This window comes from Mycobacterium europaeum, from assembly GCF_034555895.2.
Lineage (GTDB): Bacteria > Actinomycetota > Actinomycetes > Mycobacteriales > Mycobacteriaceae > Mycobacterium > Mycobacterium europaeum.
This window is the reverse complement of sequence record NZ_CP157315.1, coordinates 59,154-80,854: the sequence shown is the minus strand read 5'-3', so window position 1 is coordinate 80,854 and position 21,701 is coordinate 59,154. Positions and strand designations below refer to the sequence as shown.

At 63.7% G+C, this 21,701-nt stretch carries 17 protein-coding genes and 4 pseudogenes; 7 read left to right on the top strand and 14 right to left on the bottom strand.

Annotation, left to right across the window (positions count from 1 at the left end):
* Positions 1-136 precede the first annotated feature (136 nt).
* From istA to U8D42_RS00385, 3 genes and pseudogenes are all read left to right on the top strand, one after another.
* Positions 137-1,645, top strand: a complete 1,509-nt coding sequence (gene istA, locus U8D42_RS00395; RefSeq protein WP_079669096.1) for an IS21 family transposase — start codon at positions 137-139, stop codon at positions 1,643-1,645.
* Positions 1,642-2,451, top strand: coding sequence for an IS21-like element helper ATPase IstB (gene istB / locus U8D42_RS00390; protein WP_007172566.1), 810 nt, complete (start codon positions 1,642-1,644; stop codon positions 2,449-2,451). Before istA ends, istB begins: the two co-directional genes overlap by 4 nt.
* A gap of 70 nt (positions 2,452-2,521) precedes the next feature.
* A pseudogene (locus U8D42_RS00385) lies at positions 2,522-2,971 on the top strand (ATP-binding protein); the annotation flags it as partial.
* A 526-nt stretch (positions 2,972-3,497) separates the two neighbouring features.
* On the opposite strand, the gene U8D42_RS00380 reads toward U8D42_RS00385, so the two are convergent.
* The 9 genes from U8D42_RS00380 to U8D42_RS00340 all read right to left on the bottom strand — a co-directional run bounded on the left by U8D42_RS00380 (position 3,498) and on the right by U8D42_RS00340 (position 14,765).
* Complete coding sequence (locus U8D42_RS00380) at positions 3,498-4,715, bottom strand: acyl-CoA dehydrogenase family protein (RefSeq protein WP_007168458.1); 1,218 nt, start codon at positions 4,713-4,715, stop codon at positions 3,498-3,500.
* A gap of 465 nt (positions 4,716-5,180) precedes the next feature.
* Complete coding sequence (locus tag U8D42_RS00375; RefSeq protein ID WP_224112852.1) at positions 5,181-6,266, bottom strand: transposase; 1,086 nt, start codon at positions 6,264-6,266, stop codon at positions 5,181-5,183.
* Between the two features lie 123 nt (positions 6,267-6,389).
* Complete coding sequence (locus U8D42_RS00370) at positions 6,390-7,511, bottom strand: acyl-CoA dehydrogenase family protein (protein ID WP_050790029.1); 1,122 nt, start codon at positions 7,509-7,511, stop codon at positions 6,390-6,392.
* Between the two features lie 247 nt (positions 7,512-7,758).
* Entirely contained in the window at positions 7,759-9,378 is a 1,620-nt protein-coding gene (locus tag U8D42_RS00365; RefSeq protein WP_007168454.1) for a class I adenylate-forming enzyme family protein, read from the bottom strand.
* Between the two features lie 30 nt (positions 9,379-9,408).
* On the bottom strand, positions 9,409-10,302 hold the full coding sequence (locus U8D42_RS00360; protein WP_007168453.1) for an SDR family oxidoreductase: 894 nt from the start codon (positions 10,300-10,302) through the stop codon (positions 9,409-9,411).
* Between the two features lie 66 nt (positions 10,303-10,368).
* Positions 10,369-11,511, bottom strand: coding sequence for a thiolase family protein (locus tag U8D42_RS00355; protein WP_040622299.1), 1,143 nt, complete (start codon positions 11,509-11,511; stop codon positions 10,369-10,371).
* Positions 11,511-11,936 carry a Zn-ribbon domain-containing OB-fold protein gene (locus U8D42_RS00350; protein WP_007168451.1) on the bottom strand — a complete coding sequence of 142 codons (426 nt, stop codon included), beginning with the start codon at positions 11,934-11,936 and terminating at the stop codon, positions 11,511-11,513. The genes U8D42_RS00355 and U8D42_RS00350 overlap by 1 nt, the downstream gene beginning before the upstream one ends.
* A 206-nt stretch (positions 11,937-12,142) precedes the next feature.
* Positions 12,143-13,084, bottom strand: a complete 942-nt coding sequence (locus tag U8D42_RS00345; protein WP_007168450.1) for a R2-like ligand-binding oxidase — start codon at positions 13,082-13,084, stop codon at positions 12,143-12,145.
* 52 nt (positions 13,085-13,136) lie between these two features.
* A complete protein-coding gene (locus U8D42_RS00340; protein WP_007168449.1) occupies positions 13,137-14,765 on the bottom strand; it encodes a long-chain fatty acid--CoA ligase in 1,629 nt (542 codons plus the stop codon).
* A 334-nt stretch (positions 14,766-15,099) separates the two neighbouring features.
* On the opposite strand from U8D42_RS00340, the pseudogene U8D42_RS00335 reads away from it, so the two are divergent.
* From U8D42_RS00335 to U8D42_RS00320, 4 genes and pseudogenes are all read left to right on the top strand, one after another.
* Positions 15,100-15,384, top strand: a pseudogene (locus U8D42_RS00335) (integrase catalytic domain-containing protein); the annotation flags it as partial.
* Positions 15,385-15,409: 25 nt separating this feature from the next.
* Positions 15,410-16,237, top strand: a complete 828-nt coding sequence (locus U8D42_RS00330) for an integrase catalytic domain-containing protein (protein ID WP_224112851.1) — start codon at positions 15,410-15,412, stop codon at positions 16,235-16,237.
* Positions 16,238-16,349: 112 nt separating this feature from the next.
* Positions 16,350-16,517 (top strand): annotated as a pseudogene (locus U8D42_RS00325) (integrase); the annotation flags it as partial.
* A gap of 143 nt (positions 16,518-16,660) precedes the next feature.
* A pseudogene (locus tag U8D42_RS00320) lies at positions 16,661-17,059 on the top strand (transposase); the annotation flags it as partial.
* A 35-nt stretch (positions 17,060-17,094) separates the two neighbouring features.
* On the opposite strand, the gene U8D42_RS00315 reads toward U8D42_RS00320, so the two are convergent.
* The 5 genes from U8D42_RS00315 to U8D42_RS00295 are packed head-to-tail and all read right to left on the bottom strand — an operon-like array spanning position 17,095 to position 21,688.
* On the bottom strand, positions 17,095-17,412 hold the full coding sequence (locus U8D42_RS00315; protein ID WP_075630241.1) for a transposase: 318 nt from the start codon (positions 17,410-17,412) through the stop codon (positions 17,095-17,097).
* Positions 17,406-17,837 (bottom strand): DUF6262 family protein, encoded by a 432-nt coding sequence (locus tag U8D42_RS00310; protein WP_007168443.1) that lies wholly within the window; start codon positions 17,835-17,837, stop codon positions 17,406-17,408. Before U8D42_RS00310 ends, U8D42_RS00315 begins: the two co-directional genes overlap by 7 nt.
* Positions 17,827-18,021, bottom strand: a complete 195-nt coding sequence (locus U8D42_RS00305; RefSeq protein WP_007168442.1) for a hypothetical protein — start codon at positions 18,019-18,021, stop codon at positions 17,827-17,829. The genes U8D42_RS00310 and U8D42_RS00305 overlap by 11 nt, the downstream gene beginning before the upstream one ends.
* Before the next feature lie 53 nt (positions 18,022-18,074).
* Positions 18,075-20,537: a site-specific integrase gene (locus tag U8D42_RS00300; RefSeq protein WP_007168441.1), complete on the bottom strand. Its 2,463-nt coding sequence runs from the start codon at positions 20,535-20,537 to the stop codon at positions 18,075-18,077.
* Positions 20,534-21,688, bottom strand: a complete 1,155-nt coding sequence (locus tag U8D42_RS00295; protein ID WP_007168440.1) for a tyrosine-type recombinase/integrase — start codon at positions 21,686-21,688, stop codon at positions 20,534-20,536. Before U8D42_RS00295 ends, U8D42_RS00300 begins: the two co-directional genes overlap by 4 nt.
* Positions 21,689-21,701 lie beyond the last annotated feature (13 nt).

Below are 21,701 nucleotides of genomic sequence, written 5' to 3'. Positions count from 1 at the left end.
GGTGGCCAAGTGGAGGTATCCGCTGGTGGCCGGATAAAAGTACCCACCCCGTGTTCGTCGTGTCGATCAGGAACTGCGGGCCCCGGTGGTGACGGTGAAGGTGCCAACCACTCATCGTCACCACCGGGGAGTTCCATTGAAGTCTGCGAGGGACCGCATGGACATCATTTCTGCTTATCAACAAGTCGGGTCATACCGCGGCGCCGCGCAGCTGTGCGGCACCACCCATAGGACCGTCAAGAAAGTCGTCGAGAAATTCGAAGCCGGTGAGAGCGCACCGCCGCGGGTCGAGCGGGCCCACAATTACGATGCGGTGGCCGATCTGGTCGCCGAGCGTGTCGAGAAGTCGGCGGGTCGGATGTCGGCGAAGCGGATGTTGCCGATCGCGAAGGCCGCCGGTTACGACGGGTCGGCACGCAACTTCCGTCGCCTCGTTGCTGAGGCGAAGGTGTTGTGGCGCAACGAACATCACCGGGGACGTCGCCCGGCGGTGTGGTCACCGGGTGAGTATCTGGTGATCGACTGGGCCCAAGCCGCACCCGGGTTGTTCCTGTTCTGCGCAGTGCTGGCGTTCTCCCGGTGGCGCTTCGTCGCGTTCGCCACCGACCAGAAGGCGTCCACGACGTTGGCGTTGATCGCCGAAGCGATGGCCGGGATAGGTGGTGTCCCGGCCCGGGTGCTGGCCGACCGGATGGCCTGTCTGAAGGGCGGCGTGGTCGCCAACGTGGTGATCCCTACCGCCGAATACGTCCGGCTGGCAGGTCATTACGGTTTCGCGCCGGACTTCTGCCATGCATCCGACCCTAAATCGAAGGGCATCGTGGAGAACTTGTGCGGCTACGCCCAACGCGACCTCGCCGTCCCGCTGCTCACCGACGCCGCCATCGCCGGGGTGCCGGTTGATCTGCGTGCTGCCAACGTTGCGGCCAGGGCGTGGTGTCTGGAGGTCAATGCCGCGGTGCATTCGGAGATCTGTGCGGTCCCCGATGAGCAACTGCTGATCGAACGGGAACTCCTGCAACCGTTGCCGTCGCTGCAACTTCGAATCGGGGCACCGTCGGTGATCCGCAAGGTCGACCGGCTGTCGTGTGTCCGGTATGCCTCGGCCCGCTACTCGGTGCCCACCCGACTGATCGGGACCAGCGTGGCCGTCGTCGTCGATCACGGCGCGCTGTGCATCGTGGAGCCCGCGACTGGGGTGATCGTGGCTGAGCACGAACTGGGTGCCCCAGGCAGCGCATCAGTCCTCGACGATCACTACGACGGTCCCCGCCCGGAACCTAGCCGCGGACCACGACCCAAAACTCATGCTGAGCAACAGTTCTGCACACTCGGCGAGGATGCTCAAGCATTCCTGGTCGGGGCCGCCGCGATCGGCAACACTCGGCTGGGCTCCGAACTGGAAGTCCTACTGGCGTTGGGCGCCGCCCACGGCACCGACGCCTTGGTCGGCGCGCTTCGCCGGGCGGTCGCGTTCCGGAGGTTCCGCGCGATCGACGTGCGGTCCATCCTGGCCGCCGGCGCCGGAACGCCGCAGCCCCGCCCCGCCGGGGATGCGTTGATCCTGGACCTCCCAGTCGCCCCGACCCGATCCCTGGCTGCCTACACGGTCAACCCGGCCGCAGACGGTGGTGCCACGTCATGAACGGCACGCCAGCCAAGGCAACCAAACCCGTTGCACCACTGTCCACTCCGCAATTCGCCGCTGATCTCGACGCCGGGCTGCGGCGGCTCAAGCTCGCCGCGATCCGGCGCACCGCCCCCGAAGTCCTAATCACCGCCAAGACCCAGCGCTGGACCCCCGAAGAAGTGCTACGGACCCTCGTCGAGACCGAACTGGCGGCACGGGATGCCTCCAACGTCGTCAACCGGCTCAAGGCTGCCGGGTTCCCGGTCACCAAGACCTTGGAGTCCTTCGACGTGGCCGCATCGTCGATTCAGCCCAAGGTGTTCGACTACCTGTCGAGCCTGGAATGGGTTCGCACACAACAGAATCTGGCGATCATCGGACCGGCTGGGACCGGCAAGTCCCACACCCTGATCGGACTGGGGGTCGCTGCGATTCATGCTGGGCACAAGGTCCGGTACTTCACCGCCGCCGACCTCGTCGAAACCCTCTACCGCGGCTTGGCCGACAACACCGTCGGCAAGATCATCGAATCCCTGCTCCGTGTCGATCTGATCATCCTCGACGAACTGGGCTTCGCCCCACTCGACGACACCGGCACCCAGCTGCTGTTCCGCCTCGTCGCCGGCGCCTACGAACGCCGCTCCCTGGCCATCGGCTCGCACTGGCCCTTCCAAGAGTGGGGTCGATTCCTGCCCGAGCAGACCACCGCCGTCAGCATCTTGGACCGGCTCCTGCATCACGCCACCGTCGTCATCACCGACGGCCAGTCCTACCGAATGAAGGACGCCCAACACCGGAAGGAGAACCCCCAACCAATCTAAGAATCACTGCACGGGGTGGGTACTTTTATCCGGCCACCAGCGGGTACTTCTACTTGGCCATTGACACGAGGTCGGAGTAGGCAAGACGTATCTGGCAACAGCATTGGGACACATGGTAATTCGCCGACGCAACTCCGTACTGTTCGCCCGATCCGACAAGCTGTTCACCCGGCTGCGCGCCGCCCGCCTGGACAACACCGTCGACGCCGAGATCCGCCGACTCACCACCATCGACGTCCTCATTATCGACGACTTTGCGCTCAGACCCCTCGGCGCCACAGAGACCAGCGACTTCTACGAAATCATCGTCGAACGCCACCGCGCCAAAACGACCATCGTGACCTCCAACCGAGAACCCTCCGAATGGTTGACCATGACCGCCGACACCCTGCTGGCCCAATCAGCGATCGACCGACTCACGGCCACCGCCCACACCCTCGTCATCGAAGGACCGTCCTACCGTCAACGCACCCGACCCAGCCAGCTTGACCCAGACCACGACGACGAGCTTCCTCAATAACGCGCCACGGTGGTCCCATCCCCCTGGCAATCAGGTGGCCCCATCACCCTGGCAAGCGACACTTCTAAATGGCCATTGACAGAGGCCTTGCTGCTCAAAGAGCAAGCCCGCATCGTCCTAAGACGCTGCGGATCCGGTCCGGTGTCATCCGCTGTTCCCGCAAGATACTTCGTCACGACGAGCCGGTGATGATCATCAAAATGGATTATCGGTTGGTCGCACCCATCACCGGCACGGTGACCGCTGCGCGGAGAACCGCTTTTCGGCAACATCTTCAACAGCGGCGGTCTGCGGATCTCAGCCAATCGTCCACTGACAACAACTCCTTTCTCCTCTCGGCCCAAGCCGAGAATCGGTCGAAGGGGTCAAAATCTGCGTCGACACGGGGTCAGTTTTCAGGCGTCGCCGAGTGCCGATCGCGATACCAAGGCCCAGCCACTTGCGCAGGTATTCCGCATTCGAGATGGCCGCCCATCTACCGGAAGCGGCACTACTGGTGTCTACGGGCTCCGGCATTGTTCGGATCCTAGAGGCGCGGTTCCTTGGGCAGGCCGAGCAGTTTCTCGCCGATGATATTGCGCTGCACCTGTGAACTGCCCGCATAAATCGTGGCGGCTCGCGCCGCCAATGCCGACTCAACCCACGCGAGCGACGAATTCGGTGTTCCGACATCCGCAGTCGCCAAGGCGCCGTTCGTTCCCGTGCCCGACAGCGTCAACACGTCCGTCTCGAGGATCTCCATCGCCAGTTCGGTCTCGCGTTGGAAGAACTCGCTCCAGAGGATCTTGGTCATCGCGGCCTCGGGACCTGGATACTCACCGTGTAAGAAGCGCGTCAACGCCTGATACCCACGACACCGCATAATCTCGACGCGACCATAGCACCAAGCGAGCTGCTCACGGATATGCGGGTCGTTAGTCTTACCTCGTTCTTTCGCCAGCTCGAAGAGCCGGTCGATCTCAGCTTGGAAGCGAATCGCGTCGGTGGTGACACTTGTTCCACGCTCGAAACCCAGCAGCGTCATGGCCACCGACCATCCTGCGTTCACTTCCCCGACAACGTTGTCTGCAGCGGTTCGGGCGTCGGTGAAGAACACCTCGTTGAACATCGACTGGCCCACTATATTCTTGATGGGTCGAACCTCCACGCCGGGCTGATCCATCGGCACGAGCAGAAATGAGATCCCCCGGTGCTTGGGAGCATCCATGTCGGTGCGGCACAGTGCGAAGATCCAGTTGGCGAGGTGTCCCACTGAAGTCCAGATCTTGGACCCGTTGATGACCCATTCGTCGCCATCAAGAACCGCTCTCGTCCGCAGGCTGGCCAGATCCGATCCCGCGTCGGGTTCGGAAAACCCCTGGCACCACCGATCATCACCGGACAGAATTCGCGGCAAGAACCAATTCTTCTGGTCCTCGGTGCCGCAGACGACAAGCGTGTTGCCAAGCAGCTGAATCCCGAACATGTCGTTCTCAGTTCCGGCGGGTACCCCGGCGCGAGCAAACTCCTCGGCCAGCACGACTTGGTGGAGTGGGGTCAGTCCCGCTCCGCCATATCGCTTTGGCCACAACACGGCGAGTAGGCCGTTGTCCGCGAGCGTCTTCCGCCACTCTCGGATGAACTCCTTCCGCCGGGTTTGATCCAACGCCCCGATTCCAGCGAAGTCGGCAGGGACGTTCGCGGTGATGAAGTCGCGCACTCGTGACCTGAACGCCTCAGCTGACGGGGGATAAGACAGGTCCATATCGAATCGTCGTCCCTTATCTGTGTTGAGGACCCGCGTAAAGGTGGATCCATTGGGTTATTTTTTGCGTGTTTTGCTTCGTTTTCGACCGCTTGAAGGCGGTGGACCGCGGTCGGGGTCAAGGCGGAGCGCCCGCAGCGTAGCGAGGACGAACGACCTTGAGACCGACGAGGATCCGCCGCATACTTGGCCGCCGGGGAACAGGAAAAGACGGTGTGGTTCAAGTCATCTGCTGCCCTCCGGTGCATAAATGTGGGGCGAAAGACGCGCGTCGCGTGTGCCGGCGCCCAGCCTTATCTGAGTCCACGGACGATATCCGGCAACTTGATGATCGATGGGGTGCCCGACGTGCGGGCAACGAAGGCGCGGCCGCTCAATCTTTCCGGGAAGTCCACCCAACAGCGGAGTGGCGACAGGAACCACACGGGCGCTGGCCGCAGGCATCAGGTGATTAGCATCAGGTGATTAATGGGCATGGCAGGCGCGCAACGCATCATTTAAGAGGCCACCTCCTGGCGTTCGGGGACTGGCAGCGCCAGGGCGCCATCTTCGAACGCACGCAGCGGGTGATAGCATCGGCGCAGAATTTTGCGTTCCACCGCCAGGGTGGGGATTCTTGCCGTTGTGGCCGTCGCGCTTGGCTGCCAGCTTGTGGTAGTAACCGTAATCAAGGGAACGGCGCCGGCTCGCGCACTCGGCTGCCTCAAACGCCGCCCAGCGCAGCTCGGGTGAGCCCTCTCGCGACAGGTGCCCTGGTGAGCGTTTGGTATCAGAGGAGTACACGGTGACATCCAGCCCAGCAAACCGCACCAGCCGATGGGAACTGCTGAATCGGCGGACATCACCGACCTCGGACCAGATGATCGCCGCGCACAACCAACCGATGCCGTAATGGCGCTGCATTGCCTGACACCCGGCTTGGCGTCGGGCGAAGTTGACTAATTGGCTTGGCAGCGGGTCGATCTCGGTGCTTAGCTGATCGATGCGCCGTAGCGCAGTGTCAACGCACCGCCGGCCCGCCGCCGACAAGTCGACGCTGTCCAGCGCCGCGCGGCCTGCGCCGGATAACAGCGCCCGAATCGGTGGACAGCCCTGATGGAACAGCTGGACATGGATGCGCTGCTGCCAGGCCCGCCGCTCGTCCATCAACGTGTAGTACAACCGGCCCAGCGTGCGGATCTCCAGCATGTGTGCGGGTAGGATCCACGACTCGGGGAACCGGTCCTCGAACAACAGCGTACGCAGCAACCGAGTATCGGCGCGGTCGGTCTTGGCGCGCTTCTTGGGCTCCGGTAAGACGGCAATCTCGGCCGCATCCCCCAGGTGCGCGCAGATCCCAGCAGCGGCCAGCTCCTCGCACACATACCGCCACCCCGGGCAGCCCTCCAGCGCGAACTGGCCGTCCCCATCGCTGCAGTGCTCAGCCAGCCAGTTCCGCAACGCTTTCCGGGTCGCCGGACCGATCTGACCCCAGCGCAACAAGCCGTCATAATCGACGTAATCGAATGTGATCTGCTGTCGCCGCACGTCGAAACCGCCTACCATCGTCATCGGGACCTCCTCGAGCTCCTGAAAAATTCCTCTAACGCCTATATCAACGAGCGTCTGAGCTGAGGGGGTCCCCATCCACATGTCATCTTTCTCTGTTCGTGCCGACGAAGTATGTGGCGGTGTTTAGAGCCCGATGCGGTCAGCGACCTCGAGCCATTGCTCGCGTACTGAGCCCAGCAGTACCCGGTCGGCTTTCGCCCGCCGGTAGTAGAGGTGTGCGTCGTGCTCCCAGGTGAACCCGATCCCGCCGTGAATCTGCACATTCCACGATGCGGTGAAGTCAAATCCGGCCGCGGCGGTTGCCACGGCAATGGGGGCCGCCTTGGCGAGGTCAGCGCTCTCCTCCGCTGCCAGATGAGCCGCGTAGAGAGTGACTGCACGAGCACTGTCCAGTTCGATTGCCATCTCGGCGCATCGGTGCTTGATCGCCTGGAAGGAGCCGATGGGCCGATTGAACTGGTGACGCACCTTGGCGTATTCGACGGACATGGTCATAGCGCCCTCGGTGCCACCAACCATCTCCGCTGCGAGTAACGTCTTCGCGACATCTAACGCACGGCGTATGGGCGCGACGCCGTGCGCGCCAGCCAAGGGAACCGCAGAGACGGCGTCGAAGGTCAGGGTGGCCAGCGGTCGGGTGATGTCCAGGGTCTCGACGCGTGTACGGGTGAGGCCGACGGCGTTACCGTCAACGAGGTACAATGCCGGCTCAGCGGAGTCACCGGGCGGCAGAGCGAGCACCAGCAGGGTGTCCGCACTATGGCCGTCGATCACATGAATCTTGGTCCCAGACAGCGTGACGGCGTCGCCATTTGTCGCCGCTCGCATGGCTACAGCACCGAAGCCGTCAACGCAACCCGGTTCATTGATAGCAGTCGTGACTGTACGAGCGCCCGCGGCTATCTCTGGAAGCAGTTCTCTCTTCTGCTCCTGGCTGGCCGCGATCAAGATCGGCGCGACACCGAGCGCGACGGTCGCGAACAGCGGGCACGGCACGATGCCGCGTCCAAGCTCCTCGATGGCGACAGCAGCCTCGATCATCGTTGCTGCCGCACCGCCGTACTCCTCCGGTACGAGCAGACTCGGCAGCCCCAGTTCCCGACTCATGCGAGACCAAAGGTCGATGTCATATCCCGGCGCAGTTGTTACCGCCTGGCGAACCTTGGCCAGCGGTGACAGTTCGGTAACGAACTGCTGTATAGTCTGGCGGAAATCGTCCTGTTCTGGACTGAGCATGAAATCCATGACATGGCACCTCATCTTCTCTTCAAACAGTTGTTGTCGCGAAAAGAAATAGGGACGGCCTTACCGTCGCCTGGATCGACCAATCCACACACCGAAGCGCTCATCAATTCCGCGTAAGCACTGTCTCACCGGCCTTGGCATCTTCCGCCGTCCCCATCCGCTCGCTTTACGGTTCTTCTGTGGCTATGCGCCGGACACTGCTCGGAATGGCCGCCGTCGCGCTGTTAAGCCGATATTCAAGGAGCATTCATTTGTTTTCGGCCCCTTGATCGAACAGGTGATCTCGGAAGCGCTGTCGGAGTTCGTTTTTCATGACCTTGGCCATGGCGTTCTTCGGTAGCTCGTCCACTACGACCATGTGGCGCGGGCATTTGTAGTCGGCGAGGTGCTGGCGGCAGAACTGGTTGATCCGCTCCGCGGTGAGTTCGCCTTCGCCGCCGCTGAACCCGGGCTTGGGCGCGATCACCGCTAGGAGATCCTCACCGAGGTCCGAATGCGGCACCGCGATGACTGCGGCCTCGAGCACCTCGGGCATCTCGAGCAGCACGCGCTCGACCTCGATGGCGAAGATGTTGTAGCCGCCGCGCAGGATCATGTCTTTTTTGCGCTCGGTCAGATAGACGTAGCCATCGTCAGCGACATAACCCACGTCGCCGGTGTGCAACAGTCCACCGCTCCAAAGTTCCGCGGTGGGCTGCTCCCCCTTGTAGTAGCTGCGCCGAGCTATCTTCGACTTAAAGCAGATCTCGCCGACCTTGCCTGGGGGGAGTGGGTTATCGTAGTCATCAACGACGACAACCTCGCATCCTACGGGCCTGCCAACCGAGCCCGGCCGGGCAAGGATGTCATCTGGGTCGGGACCGAGGATGCAGGCCGCGCCGGCACCGGCCTCGGTGAGGCTGTAAGCGTTCAGCATCTTCGCTCCGGGCCACACCTGCCGCATTTTGCGCACGGTGTCGGGCTGGATCGGCGCCGCCCCGAAAAACACGAGCTGCAGCGAGCTGTAGTCGTGATCACCCACCGTGGGGTGCTTCATGGCCAAATTCAGCATTGTCGGCACACCCATGATCGACGTGGCGCGGTAGCGCTCGATCGCCGCGAGCAACTGCTCGGGATCAAAACGCGGCAACACGATCTGCGTGACCCCGGCACGAATGCTTAGCAGCATCAGGCCATGGCAGCCCGTGAAACCGAACAAGGGCACCGCATGAAGCAGGCTCTCGCCGAACATCGCGCCGAGAAGCTGCCCGAGGCTCGCCTGGCCGGGCTCGTCGGCGAGGTTGCCCTCGGGCACCAGCACGCCCCTGGGCATCCCGGTGGTGCCGGACGTATAGAGCAGATCCGCCGGGTCGTCGGCGCTCAGGGAAGGCTCGAGGAGCGGCACGTCCGCAGAGCCCGCGCCCACCACGTCGCCCAGGGGGGTGAATCCATCCAGCGCCTCGCTGCCGGTCACGAAGAAGTGCTCAAGTTGGAAGCTACCGGGACGGCCGCCGATCTCGACAGATTCGCCTTCGGCAAGCGCAACCAGAACCTCCCGGTGGGCGAGACCGGTGATCACCGCCACGGCGTCGCTGTGCTCAAGCACGAACAGCTTTTCCGGCGCTGCCCACCGGGTATTGAGCGGCACCGGCACGGCACCAAGTTTGTGGATGCCGAAATACACTGCATTGAAATGCATCGCTTGGTCGTTGGCGAGCAGCATCGCCACCTTGTGACCGCGGCTCACCCCAGCGGCGTGCAATTGCTGGGCGACCCGGCTGCTGGCAGCGTCGAGCTCGCGGAAAGTGGCCGCGCCGTCCTCGGCGATGACGGCGGTCTTGTCCGGTCGGTCCTCTACCGCTTGGCGCAGCAGGTCGATCACGGCCATGGCATGGTCCTCCTCAACGTACGTACGTGTTCAGCCGAGCGCTTGAAGCACGAGGCCGATCTCGTCGTTGGCCTGCGTTGGAGTCTGGTATCCCTCTCGGTCGCAGATCGCCTCAAGGTTGTCCTGGACCGCTTCGATATCGAGCGTCGGCGATGAGAAGCCCTTCGTCACACTGATGAAGATCTCGGCCACTCGCCCGCCCCCAACGGAGAAGATCCTCGACGTGAGATCGCAGGATTCATGGCAGAGATACGCGACGACCGGGGCGACCAGTGCCGGGTCCAGCTTCTTGGCGATCGGCCCGAGGAGTTCCTCGGTCATCCGGGTCCGCGCCATCGGCGCGATCGCGTTCACCTTGATGTTGTACTTCGCGCCTTCCTGGGCGAGCACCCGTGTGAAGCCGATGACCCCCATCTTCGCGGCCCCGTAGTTGGTCTGACCGAAGTTGCCGAAAATCCCGGCGGCGGAGGAGGTGTTGACGATCCGGCCGTAGCCCTGCTCGCGCATCCTGAGGAACGCCGGCTGGGTCACCCAGATGGTGCCGTAGAGATGGACATCGATCACCGGATCGAGTAGCTCCGGCGTGAGATTGTGGAAGGACTTGTCGCGCAGGATGCCCGCGTTGTTGACGACGATGTCGACCCGCCCGAAGGCGTCGAGAGCCGCCTGCACGATGGCCGCCCCACCTTCTCGGGTCGCCACGCTGTGACCATCGGCGACCGCGATACCGCCGGCGGCTTCGATCTCCTGAGCGACGGCCTCCGCCGCGGTCAGGTCCGCGCCGACGCCGGCGACGCTGCCGCCGAGATCGTTCACCAACACGCGCGCGCCGCGTGATGCAAGCAGCATCGCATGCTCCTTGCCGAGACCGTTTCCCGCCCCGGTCACGATGGCGACCCTCCCGTCGAAGCTAAGCTCAGCCACGCGATTTCCCTTCCATGCTGTCGCCCCGCAGGGCGATTTCTCTCTTATCGGATGTGTTGAATGACGTCACCGCCCGGCCTGCAGGATGTGGATGACACAGACCGAGCCCGCGCCCATCATGTGAGCAAGCCCGGTTCGAGCGCCTTCGACCTGCAGCGGGCCCGCCTCGCCCCGCAGCTGCCGTGTCACATCCCAGATCTGGGCCAGGCCGGTCGGCCCACCGGGATGACCGCGCCCGATCAGCCCGCCGTCGGTCGAGAACGGGATACGACCACCCAGGCTGGTCGCGCCCTCGGAGACGAGCTTGTCCCCCTCCCCAGCCGCGCACACCCCGAGCAGCTCGTAATACATCAGTTCCTCGATGGGGAATGCGTCGTGCACGTGGGCGAGGTCGAGGTCGGCCGGCCCGACACCGGCCTCGTCGTAGGCGGCCTTTGCCGTGGCCGCGGTGAGCTCGCCCGGACCGACGACCGCACCCATGAAAATGTGGCCGTCAACGAACTGCTCGGACTGCTGCTGGCTGGCGACCACCTTCACCAGCGGGCGTGAACCGGCCACGCGCTCTGCCGCCTCGCGGCTCGCGACGATCGCGGCCGCAGCCCCAGAGCCAGCGGCGCAGGCCATCTTCGAAGTGTGCGGGTAGGAAATCATGCGCGAGGCGAGGATCTCTTCGACGGTGACCTCATGGTCGGCCCGACGTTGCGCGTAGGGATTCAGCCGCGCATGGTTCCAATTCTTTGCCGCGATGGCGGCGAAGGTCTCGACCGTCGTGCCCACTTCGTGCATGCGACGTGTCGCCCACATGGCGAAAAACGCCGCCGGGAGGATCACCTGGCCAATGCCGGGCTTGCTGCCCCCGATAGCTCGAGTGGCGCGATTGAGGTCGTCAAACCCTAGCGCCATCGCGATATCGACGCTCCCCCCCGCCACCACCTGGACCGCCTCATGGAAGGCGCACGATCCGGTGGCCGACGCGTTCTCGACGTGGGTGATCGGGATGCCGGTAAGCCCGAGATCCTTCGCAAGGGTGACACCCGTGAGCAGACCGGCGCCGATGTAGCCGTTGTAGAGGTAGCCGACTTCATCGAAGCCGATGCCGGCGTCACCGAGCGCGTTGACACCGGCCCCGAAGCCCAAGTCGGCCGCGTTGGCGTCCGGCTGGCCGAACGGGGCCATCCCCACGCCGATCACATAGACGTCGCGGGCCATCACCGAGATGCCCCCCGTCGAGTAGGGCAAAAGCGGAACGAGCACAGCTCAGTGCCATCGGCATCGGTCATGAGGGGGTAGACCTCAAGCTGCATGGGCATGCCGATCTCCCAGTCGCCCATCTCGCCACGCAGGATGGATTGCACGCGCACGCCCTCCGGTAGGTCAACTTGGCCGACACCGTGCCCGTCGCCTGTGGAGCCGAACCGGGACTTGCCCATCCACGCCGACTCGACGTAGGTCCAGGCGTACAGTTCGCCGGTTGGTGACAGCAGGACATCCTCGACCGGGCCGCCCGTCAACGGACAGCGGCGGCGGCGGGGGAAGAAGTACTTGTCGGCAGCAGGGCTATAGGAACCGATCAACCGCGGCTGCTCATCGCCGTTGGGCATCGTGAAGTAGCCGTCCTCAAGTGGTCGACGCATCGTGTGTCGTCTCCTCCGGGTCGTGCGGTCAATGACTGGCCTCGCCGCCGCTTGGAGCGTTGCGCCATCGCGGATCTTTGAAGCGTGCCGAGATAGTGGCACCGGCGACGGCAACTAAGCTGGAGCAGTGTTGGTACTCGCAGTGCCGAATCGACTCCAGCGCAAAAATTCCGCGTTTTTACGCACTGGCGCCGATCTCGTCGAAGTCAGGCCGAACCGGCCAGCACCCTCGCGTCCTCGTCCGCGAAGGTGTCCTCCAGCTGCAGTGGCGAGTAGTCGAGGTCGATTTCCTCGGGCGGTCGCCCGCGGGCGCTGCTGATCGTGCTGAACCGGCGCATCCCCTTGTCGGTGGCATAGGTCCTCATCTCGTCGATTGACAGATTGAAGGGTATGTCGTCGCCATACAGTGCAGAACCCTCGTCGATCAGGCGCTGCCCCAGCGGAATGAGTTCGTTCATGCGCGTTTCGAACACCGTCCAATTGGTGTCGTCGGCAGCGACGTGGCGCCGGCAGGTGAAAGTGCCCCATGCCATGTGGCGTCGCTCGTCGTCGCCGATGTGCCGAATCAGCTGCTGCATGCCGGGAAGAATGCCGTGCTCCACGCAGATCTTGTGCCAGGCGTAGTAGCCGGTCAGCGCCAACATGCCCTCGATGATGTGGTTGTACGTCACCGAAGCGCGAACCTGGGCAGCCGGCGAGGGATCCACATAGAGCGTGTTGAGCGATTCGTGAAGTTCCTCGTCGAACAACTGCCGGTATGCCGGAGTTTGATCGAGGAAACTATGTAAGTCGTCGCGCACCCCGACGGCATCGAGCCACAAGCGGAACGCCTGGGTGTGTTTGGCTTCCTCGAACGCAAACTGCGTCAAGTACATCTCGTCGCCGAGCCGGCCTTCGGCCCGCATTGCGGCCATGAACGGCTGGATGTCCTGGGTGACTGCTTCCTCTCCGGCAATGAAGCCCGCGCACAATCGGGTGACGTACACGCGTTCGCGGTCGGAAAGCGCCTCCCAATCGGCGCTGTCGCGGGAGAAGTCGATATTGGCGGGGTCCCAGAGTTTGGCGATGCCGCCAGCGAACAGCCTGAGTGGCACGCTTTCCCAGTTCAGCCCGCCGGCACCCAGCGAATGGTAACGTGTGGTTGCCATGTAACCTCCTTAATTATTCGGCTGCATTGCCGGGTCTAGCGAACCTTGGTCGCTAGACGAATTCCACGATGTTGTAGTCACCGGCGGTGTAACATGCCCGAAGCACTTTCTTGTCGTATTTACCGACGCTGGTTCGCGGGATTTCGGGGACGAAGGCCCAGCGCTCCGGGATCCACCACGTAGCGACTTTGCCGTCTAAGAAGGCACGTAGCTCATCTGGCGTGATATCGGCGCCGGGTTTGACCACCACTAGAGCGAGTGGACGCTCCTGCCACTTCTCGTCGGGCACACCGATGACCGCGGCTTCATGTACCCCGGAATGGGCGATCAGCAAATTCTCCAATTCGACCGACGAAATCCACTCCCCGCCGGACTTGATGACGTCTTTGGCACGGTCGGTCAGCGTCAAGAAGCCATGCTCGTCGACGTGGCCGACATCGCCAGTGCGCAGCCACCCCTGGTCGAACTTGTCGGCGTCGTCGTCGCGAAAATAAGAGCCAGTTACCCACGGCCCGCGGGCTTGGATCTCGCCGACCGCTTCTCCGTTGCACGGCAGGGTGCGATCCTGGTCGTTGCGCAGCCGGATTTCCACGCCGCATATCGGGCGGCCCTGGGTGGCACGCAGCGCCCACTGTTGGTCTTCGTCGAGCCCAGTCGGCGGTTTGGCCACCGTGGCCAGCGGCGAGGTTTCGGTCATTCCCCACGCCTGCACGATCGGTACGCCGTGGTCGCGTTCGAAGCCGCGCATCAGTGACACCGGTACCGCCGATCCGCCGCACGCGACCAGACGCAGCGACGAGATGTCATGACCGGGCTCGCAGCCCAGGAAGTGCCGGACGTCATTCCAGATTGTGGGCACCGCACCGGCCACGGTCGGGCGGGTGTCCTCGATGATGGCCACCAGCGCTCCAGGTTGTAGCCATCGGTGCGGGAGTACCAGTTCGGCCCCCGCCATCAGCGCGGCATAGATAAGGCCCCACGCATTGGCTTGAAACATCGGCACGATAGCCAAGATGCGGTCGGCTTCAGCGATGCCCAACCCGTTGCCAGTGCAGACGGCCAGTGAATGCAGGTAGGTGGATCGGTGGCTGTAGACCACGCCCTTGGGGTTTCCGGTGGTGCCGCTGGTGTAGCACATCGCCGAGGCCGACGTCTCATCGAGTTCAGGCCAGTCGAACTCGGTGGGATGTGTCGAGATCAGGTCTTCGTACGAAACGACGGCCTTGCCGGCCGCCCGTAGCGGCTCGGGATCGCCCTCACCGACCGCAATCACCGTGTGCACCGACGATATGGCCGGCAAAGAACGCGCAAGTAGCGGCGCTAACGACATGTCGACGATGACGATGTTGTCGTCGGCGTGGTTGGCGATGTAGCCAAGCTGCTCGGCGGTAAGACGAATATTGAGCGTGTGCAACACCGCGCCCATCGACGGCACCGCACAATAGGCCTCCAAGTGTTCCTGGTTGCTCCACTGGAAGGTAGCCACACGCTGATCGCCGGTGACGCCAAGGTCATGCAGCGCATTAGCTAACTGACCGACCCGCCGGCCGACCTCGCCGTAGGTCGCGGCCCGGTAGCCCGACTCGGTCGGTGTGACGACGCGGCGGTCGGCGTGAATGGAGTTGGCATGCTTGACGATCGATGTCACAGAAAGCGGAACGTCTTGCATAGTGCTTTGCATAGCGTGGATCCCTTGCCCGTCATTCCCGGATACTGACGGCCGTCGACCGGGCAACTGGCTGCTCCCGAATACCCCGGACAGACGGTATTACCAATCTTTTACAAAGATCGACCAATTGTCAATAGTCCGGCGTGCCTCACTGAGTTTGAGCGCGTGGCCGGCGGTGGTGCCTCACCTATTTTGAGCGCGTGGCCCGGAAGGCCTGCCCGATGTGGAAGGCAAGATCGACATGGCTGCGAGGCGGCAGGTAGCGAACAAACTGCGAGGTCAGTACCGCAAGGCGTTGAAGGCGGACAAGAGCAAGATTTTGGATCGGGTGGTGTCCACCACGGGGATGGGCCGCTCGACGGCTCGGCGGATGCTGACCGGCCCGAGGCTGCCGGACCCGGCCGAGCAGGTTGACAGGCGTACGTTGCGGCCGCGGGGCTTCAGCGACGACGCCAGGGCACTGCTGGAGTATGTGTGGGCCTTGATGGGCATGCCGTGCGGCAAGTACCTGGTGGTCATGGTGGGTCTGTGGCTGCCGCTGCTGGCTGAATCCGGTGATCTTGACAGGCCGTTCGCCACCGAGGCGGCATCAGCGGAGCTGAAGGCGATGAGCGCGGCCACCCTGGACCGCTACCTGAAACCGGCCCTGGGACAGGATGCGCATCAAGGGCATCTCGACGACCAAACCGTCGCCGCTGCTGCGTAACTCGATCGCCATCCGTACCTGCGCCGATGAGGCACCTGAGGCCCCGAGGGTGATCGAGGCCGATACCGTGGCGCACTGCGGCCCGACATTGATCGGCGAGTTCGCCCGCACGCTGACGATGACCGACCTGGTGATCGGCTGGACCGAGAACTTCTCGATCCGCAACAACGCCTCGAAGTGGATCACGGCCGGCATCGACGAGCTGCAACAGCGGTTCCCGTTCGATCTGGTGATTTTCGCTTTGGACTGCGGCGGTGAGTTCATCAATCACGAGGTCGCCGCCTGGCTGCAGACCCGCGACATCGCCCAGACCCACTCGCGGCCGTACCAGAAGAACGACCAAGCGCACGTGGAGTCAAAAAACAACCACGTGGTGCGCAAACACGCGTTCTACTGGCGCTACGACACCTCCGAGGAGCTGGAGCTGCTCAACCGGCTGTGGAAGCTGGTGTCGCTGCGGTGCAACTTCTTCACCCCGACGAAAAAGCCCATCGGCTACAGCACCACCGCGGCCAGTCGCCGCACGCGCATCTACGACACGCCGGCCACGCCGTGGCAACGTCTGCAGGAATCGGGAATACTTGATGCGCAACAGCTTTCGCATGTGTCCGCCCGAATCGAGGGCATCAACCCGGCCGATTTGACCCGGCAGATCAACACCATCCAAATGCAGCTACTGGACCTGGCCAAGACCAAGACCGACGCCCTTGCCGCCGCCCGCCACATCGACCTGGAAGCATTGCAACCGTCAATCGACCGATTGGCCAAGGCGAAGTAGTGCAAGCCCCCACGCGCTCACCATGCGTGAGGCACCAGCCCACGCTTCGCGCTCACTTTTTGGTGAGGCACCTCGATCGCCACCACCATGCCCTTCCCGATCCTGGGCTTTCGATAACGGCAGCGAGTTCATCAACCACCACCTGCTGGCTTGGTGCGAGCGGCGCCAGATCACCTTCACCCGCTCGCGGCCCGGAAACAAAAACGACGGCTGCCACGTCGAGCAGAAGAACTGGGCGATCGTGCGCACCGTGGTCGGCTACCACCGTTACGACACAAAGGCACTGTTGCTCAACAAGATCTGGTCCCTGCAATCGAAACTGAGGATGGGGACTGTCTGAACAGCGGTGGATCTGACCTTGGTCTGACACGCCGAGCGTGAGCTTGGCGGGAAGGACTGATGATGTCCGAAACACTCGAGCCCATGGCTACCGAGGTGGATCAAAAGCAGCTCGCTGAACAACTATTGGCCCAGGCCAAGGAGCAGGGCGTGGAGCTGGTCGGCCCGAACGGGCTACTCAACCAGATCACCAAGAATGTATTGGAGACCGCGCTGGACGCAGAGATGGCCGAGCACCTCGGCTATGACAAGCACGACCCGGTCGGACGTGGCAGCGGCAACGCCCGCAACGGCACCCGGGCCAAGACGGTGTTCACCGAGATCGGACCGGTCGAGATCGAGGTGCCGCGCGATACCAACAGCTCGTTCGATCCGCAGATCGTCAAGAAGCGCCAACGTCGGCTGACCGGCATCGACGAGATCGTGTTGTCGTTGACCGCTAAAGGATTAACGACCGGCGAAGTGGCCGCGCACTTCGCCGACGGGTCCATCCGGAATTCGGTGTAAGTGGCGTTTCCCTATCCTCGGTTGAGGTCGGGCATTCTGTTGGCGAATGTTACTGCGAACGCGTTCAAAGCGGGCTTCCAGCGGACCGCCCAGCGTTGCTGGCCGGTGCCCTTGGGATCGAGGGAGCGAGTCACCATATACAGGCACTTCAGCGCCGCGGCCTCCGAGGGGAAATGGCCGCGAGCCTTGATCGCCCGTCGGTAGCGGGCGTTGAGTGACTCGATTGTTATCTGGAGTTCTGGCCGCGGTAGCTGTTGTGACCTGCAGGTTTGTGTCGTGGAGGGTGTCCATGACGCGGTTGGAGATGGATATCGCTTGGCGGTTAGCACGGCCCGATTGTTACCGAATCGCGATGCGTCGGTTCATGATGTCGGCCGGTGTCGTCGCGGAGTTGGCCAAGGGCGCACGCCAGTTGGCGGCGTAGCCGCCGGTTCTCGTCGGCGAGTTCGCGGTTGCGGCGGTTGGCGATTTCGAGGCGCTGCCGCGGGGAGTCGTCGCTGGCGCGTTGTCGGGCGGGTAACGGTGTGCTTGGCTCGGGTCGGTGTTGGGTGCGGAGCCGGCGGATCTCGTCTTTGAGGTCGGTTTGGGTGTAGATCCACGAGCGGGAGACACCGGCGTGGCGGGCGACGGATTCGAAGGTGAGCAGGGCGCCGGTCCGGTCGAGTTCGTGCATCGCAGCGATGGCCTTGGCGCGGGTGTGTTCGTGCCGCTGCTGGGCGGCGTGGATGAGGTGGATGCTGTTGTCAGCCGGCATGTTTGGCCTTCCCTGGTTGTGGATCGTTGAGGGCGGTGATGATGTTGTCCAGGTTGTGCAGGATTTGGTGGTTCATCTCGGCCAGACGTTGTTGTCCGCGGGCTTGGGCGGCGGTGATCAGCTGCAGGCTCTGTTGCCGCTGCTGGTGGTGCTGGGGCAGGAACTCGGCGGTGGTGAGGAACATCGGACAGGTCAGACAGGCTTCTCTGAACTTAGCTGGGGCACTTAGCGATCCGTTCATCGTGGCCGCGCATTTGTTGGTAGGGAGGGGGTTCCGAGGTCGACCGCGAGGCGACGGCTCGTGTCGATCTGAGTGAGTTTGTCTTTCACCCCGGCGAGGCTGACTTGGAGTCCCTCGACTTCGCCGAGCCAGCCGTGAAGTTTGGCCTCCTCGATTCGGTCCTCGAGGTTGCTGCGGATCTCTTCCAGGCGTGGTCGTTGCGCTGGGTCCGGCCGGAGAAGCGAACATCGGACGCAAGCGTGCTCGTGAAAACACGGCGTTCCAAACGCGCGGCCGCACGTCCCGACCGACACCTTGCGCTTCTCGAAGTGGGCGAGGAAGTCGTCCCACTCGTCCTCGGTCGGGGTCCGGTACTCCTCGCTGGGTCGGGTTGCCCGTCGGCGAGCGATGAACGCTCGGTGGGCTTCGATCGCTTCCATGGGGTAGACGGCTTTGTATCCCATGGTTGTGTCAATTGTCTTGTGCCCGCAGATGATTTGGGCGATGTGCGGTGGTAGCCCGCTCATGATTGCGTCGGTGACGAAGATCCTTCTGAAGTCGTGGGGCGAGAAAATCAGCGGTTCGCCGGTGGCGTCGGTGAGCCCGCTGGCGGCGAGTGCGTCGATGAGCAGTTTGCGGATCGCACTGGGTGTGAAGGGGCGGTGCTCGTTGCCGATGGCGCGTTGGAACAGCAGCGGCATCGGCGGGTTCCAGACTCGCTCTCGGGTGTCGTAGGACGGCACCAGGGGTATCGCACCGCTTGGTGCGCGGAGGCGGGTGATGATGGCGCTGAGCACGTCGGCGAGTTCGGGGCTGACGAGCAGCAGGCGTTCGGTGTCGGTCTTGGAGGGGGCGATCTGCAGCAGCGGCACCACTTCGCCGCTGGAGGGCAGGCGGTATTCGGTGATGCTGTGGTGGCTGAGTTCAAGCAGTTCCTCACAGCGGATGCCGGTCAGTCGCAATACTTCAATCGTCGCGAACGCCCAGAACGCCTCGTCGTCCTCGTAGGACAGGTTGCGCCGTTTGCCCGTGGCCGTGTCGTCGGCCCAGACGTGGCGGCCTATGGCTTTGGGGACGTGCGCTTTCCGTAATTTGGCGTCGGTGCCGGGGATCAGGGTTCCAGACACCGTCTGGTCAGCGGCCTGCAAGAACTGTTGTGCGGTGCGGCGGCGCTCGTTCGCGGTGCGCACCAGCACCGGCAGCACAGGCAGTCGTTCGCGGGTGCGCTGGTCCATCCGAGCCTTGCGGTGTTTGCGTTCCTTGGCTCGTCGGATCTCGGCGTCGCCAATCGGGCAGGGAGCCGCCCACCGGGCCCATCGGGCGGGATCGTCGACGGCCCATTGAGCGATGTCGAGGTAGAACGCTCGCACCCGGAGTAGTTCGTCTTTGGCGTTGAGTCGCGGGGTTGCGACCTCGATCTGCTCACCGGCGGCGTTGGTGATCGTTCGCTTCTTGGTGGCCAGGTCGTCCTTCCAGGTCCGGATGACGTCCTGGGGCAGCTGCAGGGTGTCGATGCCCGGTGCGATGGCTTCGATGCGGGCCCAGAACAGCCCGGCCAGGCTGCGGGAGATCGCGTCGATGCTGGCGAAGTCCAGCGACGGCTGACGTTCCCGCAGGTAGTCGACAAGCAGGTCGCGAATGGGTCGGCAACGCAACGGATATCGATCCACTAATTCTTCGATCGTGAGTCGCCCGGTGGCTTGCCCGAATGCGCGAATCGTGTGCGGCGCATCGTCGGGGAAGATGCCAATCGCACGCAGGCGTAGGTAGAAGTCGACCTTCTTTTGTCCGCCGCGAGCGTGTACCTGGCGCAGGGTGTCGACCAGTTCGACACAGTCGCCGACAGTGATGTCGGCGACACGTCCGCCCTTGCACGCGAGGATGGTCGCGATCCTGGTCGCCGCGACCCGCGCGTCGACGGCGGAGCTGGCCGGTTGGGTCTCGGCGAGTCGCCGCAGCTGGGCGAACCCTTGCGGGTCTCTGATGTGCGCCATCGCACCGGCCAGCCGGGCGTGGGTGCGGGTAAGCATCCACGGCACACCCGGACGGATGACGTCGCCGCAGATCAACACGAGCAGGCCCGAGGCCAGATCGTCGACGTCGTACGACGCGTCCTGACCGCGCTCCTGCAGCCACCTCAGTGAGAGCCCGGTCCAGGTCTTGCCGGGATGCTGCTCGACGCCACTGAGTTCCCAACGCTGTTGCCAGGTGTCGCCCGGAAACGTCGCCAGCCAGTCCAGCAGCTTGGTCACACCGCGTCGTCGACCCGCCTGGGTCCCCTTGACATCCGAGGTAAACAATCCGGAGGTCAGCCTGACCATGGTGTCCTGGGCGGTTCCGGCCGTGGCTGCCCCACAATGCTCGGGCTGACGGGCGGGGAACCGTTCGCGCAGCTGCTTGTTCCGCCCGCTGATCTGAGTCTTGGTCGCATTCGCCACGGCAAGTGGTTTGCGCGCAACGTGTTTGGCGATCGTGGTCACATCGACCTCCCGAACAGGACGCTCAGCGACTGCGGGTCGTAGCCCGGCGCCGGCGGCGGTGGAACCGGATCTTCGCGCCGCGCCGCTTGCCGCGCGTGGTGAGCCAGCACACTCGCTACGACCTCCTCTTTGGAGGGCGTCAAATACAACTCGGTGGTGGTCAAGTGGGCGTGGCCCATCACCCACTGCACGTCGCTCAACGTCATCTGCGGATCCCGCGCCATCCGCATCGCGGCGCTGTGCCGCAGGTCGTGCAACGTCCAATCCGAGCCCAGGCAGGCATTGGCCCGCTCGAACATCCTGTGCGCGGCGTGATAGGTCAGCGGACGGTGTGGTCGGCGTAGTGTCCACCACAGCGGCCGGGTCCGGCCACGCGGCAACTTGGCCTGCAGGTCTTGCTGATACAGGCGGAGCCACACAAATGCGTCCGCCGCCGCGGGCAGTTGCTGTATGGCGCGGGAACCCTTGCGCACCACGGTGATCAGTTGTTGGCCTGGGTCGACATCGCACTGGCGAACCCCCAGCAGCTCGGACGCGCGGGCTCCCGTTGAGATCCAGAATGCAACCATTGCTCGGTCCCGATTCGACGGCAGCGCGGTGAACAGCGTGTTGAACCGATCGTCGGGTATCGCCCGCGGAATCCGCTGCGGCATTTTGGGGCGATAGCGCCCTACACGGTCGTGCTTCCAGGCCTCCATCGGGTTGTGGTGGGCATTCGCCCGCTCCGACCGACGTGCGATATCGAGGGGAAACGGATTCAAGATCGGTCCGGCACCGAGGTCACGCTGGAAGTCGTAGAAGCCGCGTAGCACCGTCTCGCTGTGAGCGATCGTCGCCGGGGCATACCCGGGGCCGAGGGCGGCCTTGCCCGTTACGGGGTTCGGCGGCCCAACCGACTCCACGGTTGCAACCACTTGGTCCGACGATGGCCTTCTCCGGTGTTTGACCGTCAGCTGAATCCAACAGCTGAAATCGCGCGCTTCGATCCGCGTCGCGCGGCGCCAATCGACATCGACCGCGCCGAGGAATCTCCACCACCGCAGCAAGTCCATGCCGTAGGAACGCAGCGTCGCTGGAGAACGCCCAGCCGCGAGCAGCTCCCGTAGAAACGCGGCCACTGATTCCACGACGGCGCCCTCGGCGTCGATCAACCGGTAAGGCTCA

Bases quoted from the DNA above. Each gene is read 5' to 3' on its own strand.
- U8D42_RS00370 (WP_050790029.1), bottom strand. From the start codon at position 7,511: ATGGATTTCATGCTCAGTCCAGAACAGGACGATTTCCGCCAGACTATA.
- U8D42_RS00355 (WP_040622299.1), bottom strand. From the start codon at position 11,511: ATGGCCCGCGACGTCTATGTGATCGGCGTGGGGATGGCCCCGTTCGGC.
- U8D42_RS00380 (WP_007168458.1), bottom strand. From the start codon at position 4,715: ATGGACCTGTCTTATCCCCCGTCAGCTGAGGCGTTCAGGTCACGAGTG.
- U8D42_RS00345 (WP_007168450.1), bottom strand. From the start codon at position 13,084: ATGGCAACCACACGTTACCATTCGCTGGGTGCCGGCGGGCTGAACTGG.
- istB (WP_007172566.1), top strand. From the start codon at position 1,642: ATGAACGGCACGCCAGCCAAGGCAACCAAACCCGTTGCACCACTGTCC.
- U8D42_RS00350 (WP_007168451.1), bottom strand. From the start codon at position 11,936: ATGCGTCGACCACTTGAGGACGGCTACTTCACGATGCCCAACGGCGAT.
- U8D42_RS00365 (WP_007168454.1), bottom strand. From the start codon at position 9,378: ATGGCCGTGATCGACCTGCTGCGCCAAGCGGTAGAGGACCGACCGGAC.
- U8D42_RS00375 (WP_224112852.1), bottom strand. From the start codon at position 6,266: ATGACGATGGTAGGCGGTTTCGACGTGCGGCGACAGCAGATCACATTC.
- U8D42_RS00340 (WP_007168449.1), bottom strand. From the start codon at position 14,765: ATGCAAAGCACTATGCAAGACGTTCCGCTTTCTGTGACATCGATCGTC.
- U8D42_RS00330 (WP_224112851.1), top strand. From the start codon at position 15,410: ATGCGCATCAAGGGCATCTCGACGACCAAACCGTCGCCGCTGCTGCGT.
- U8D42_RS00310 (WP_007168443.1), bottom strand. From the start codon at position 17,837: ATGCCGGCTGACAACAGCATCCACCTCATCCACGCCGCCCAGCAGCGG.
- U8D42_RS00305 (WP_007168442.1), bottom strand. From the start codon at position 18,021: ATGTTCCTCACCACCGCCGAGTTCCTGCCCCAGCACCACCAGCAGCGG.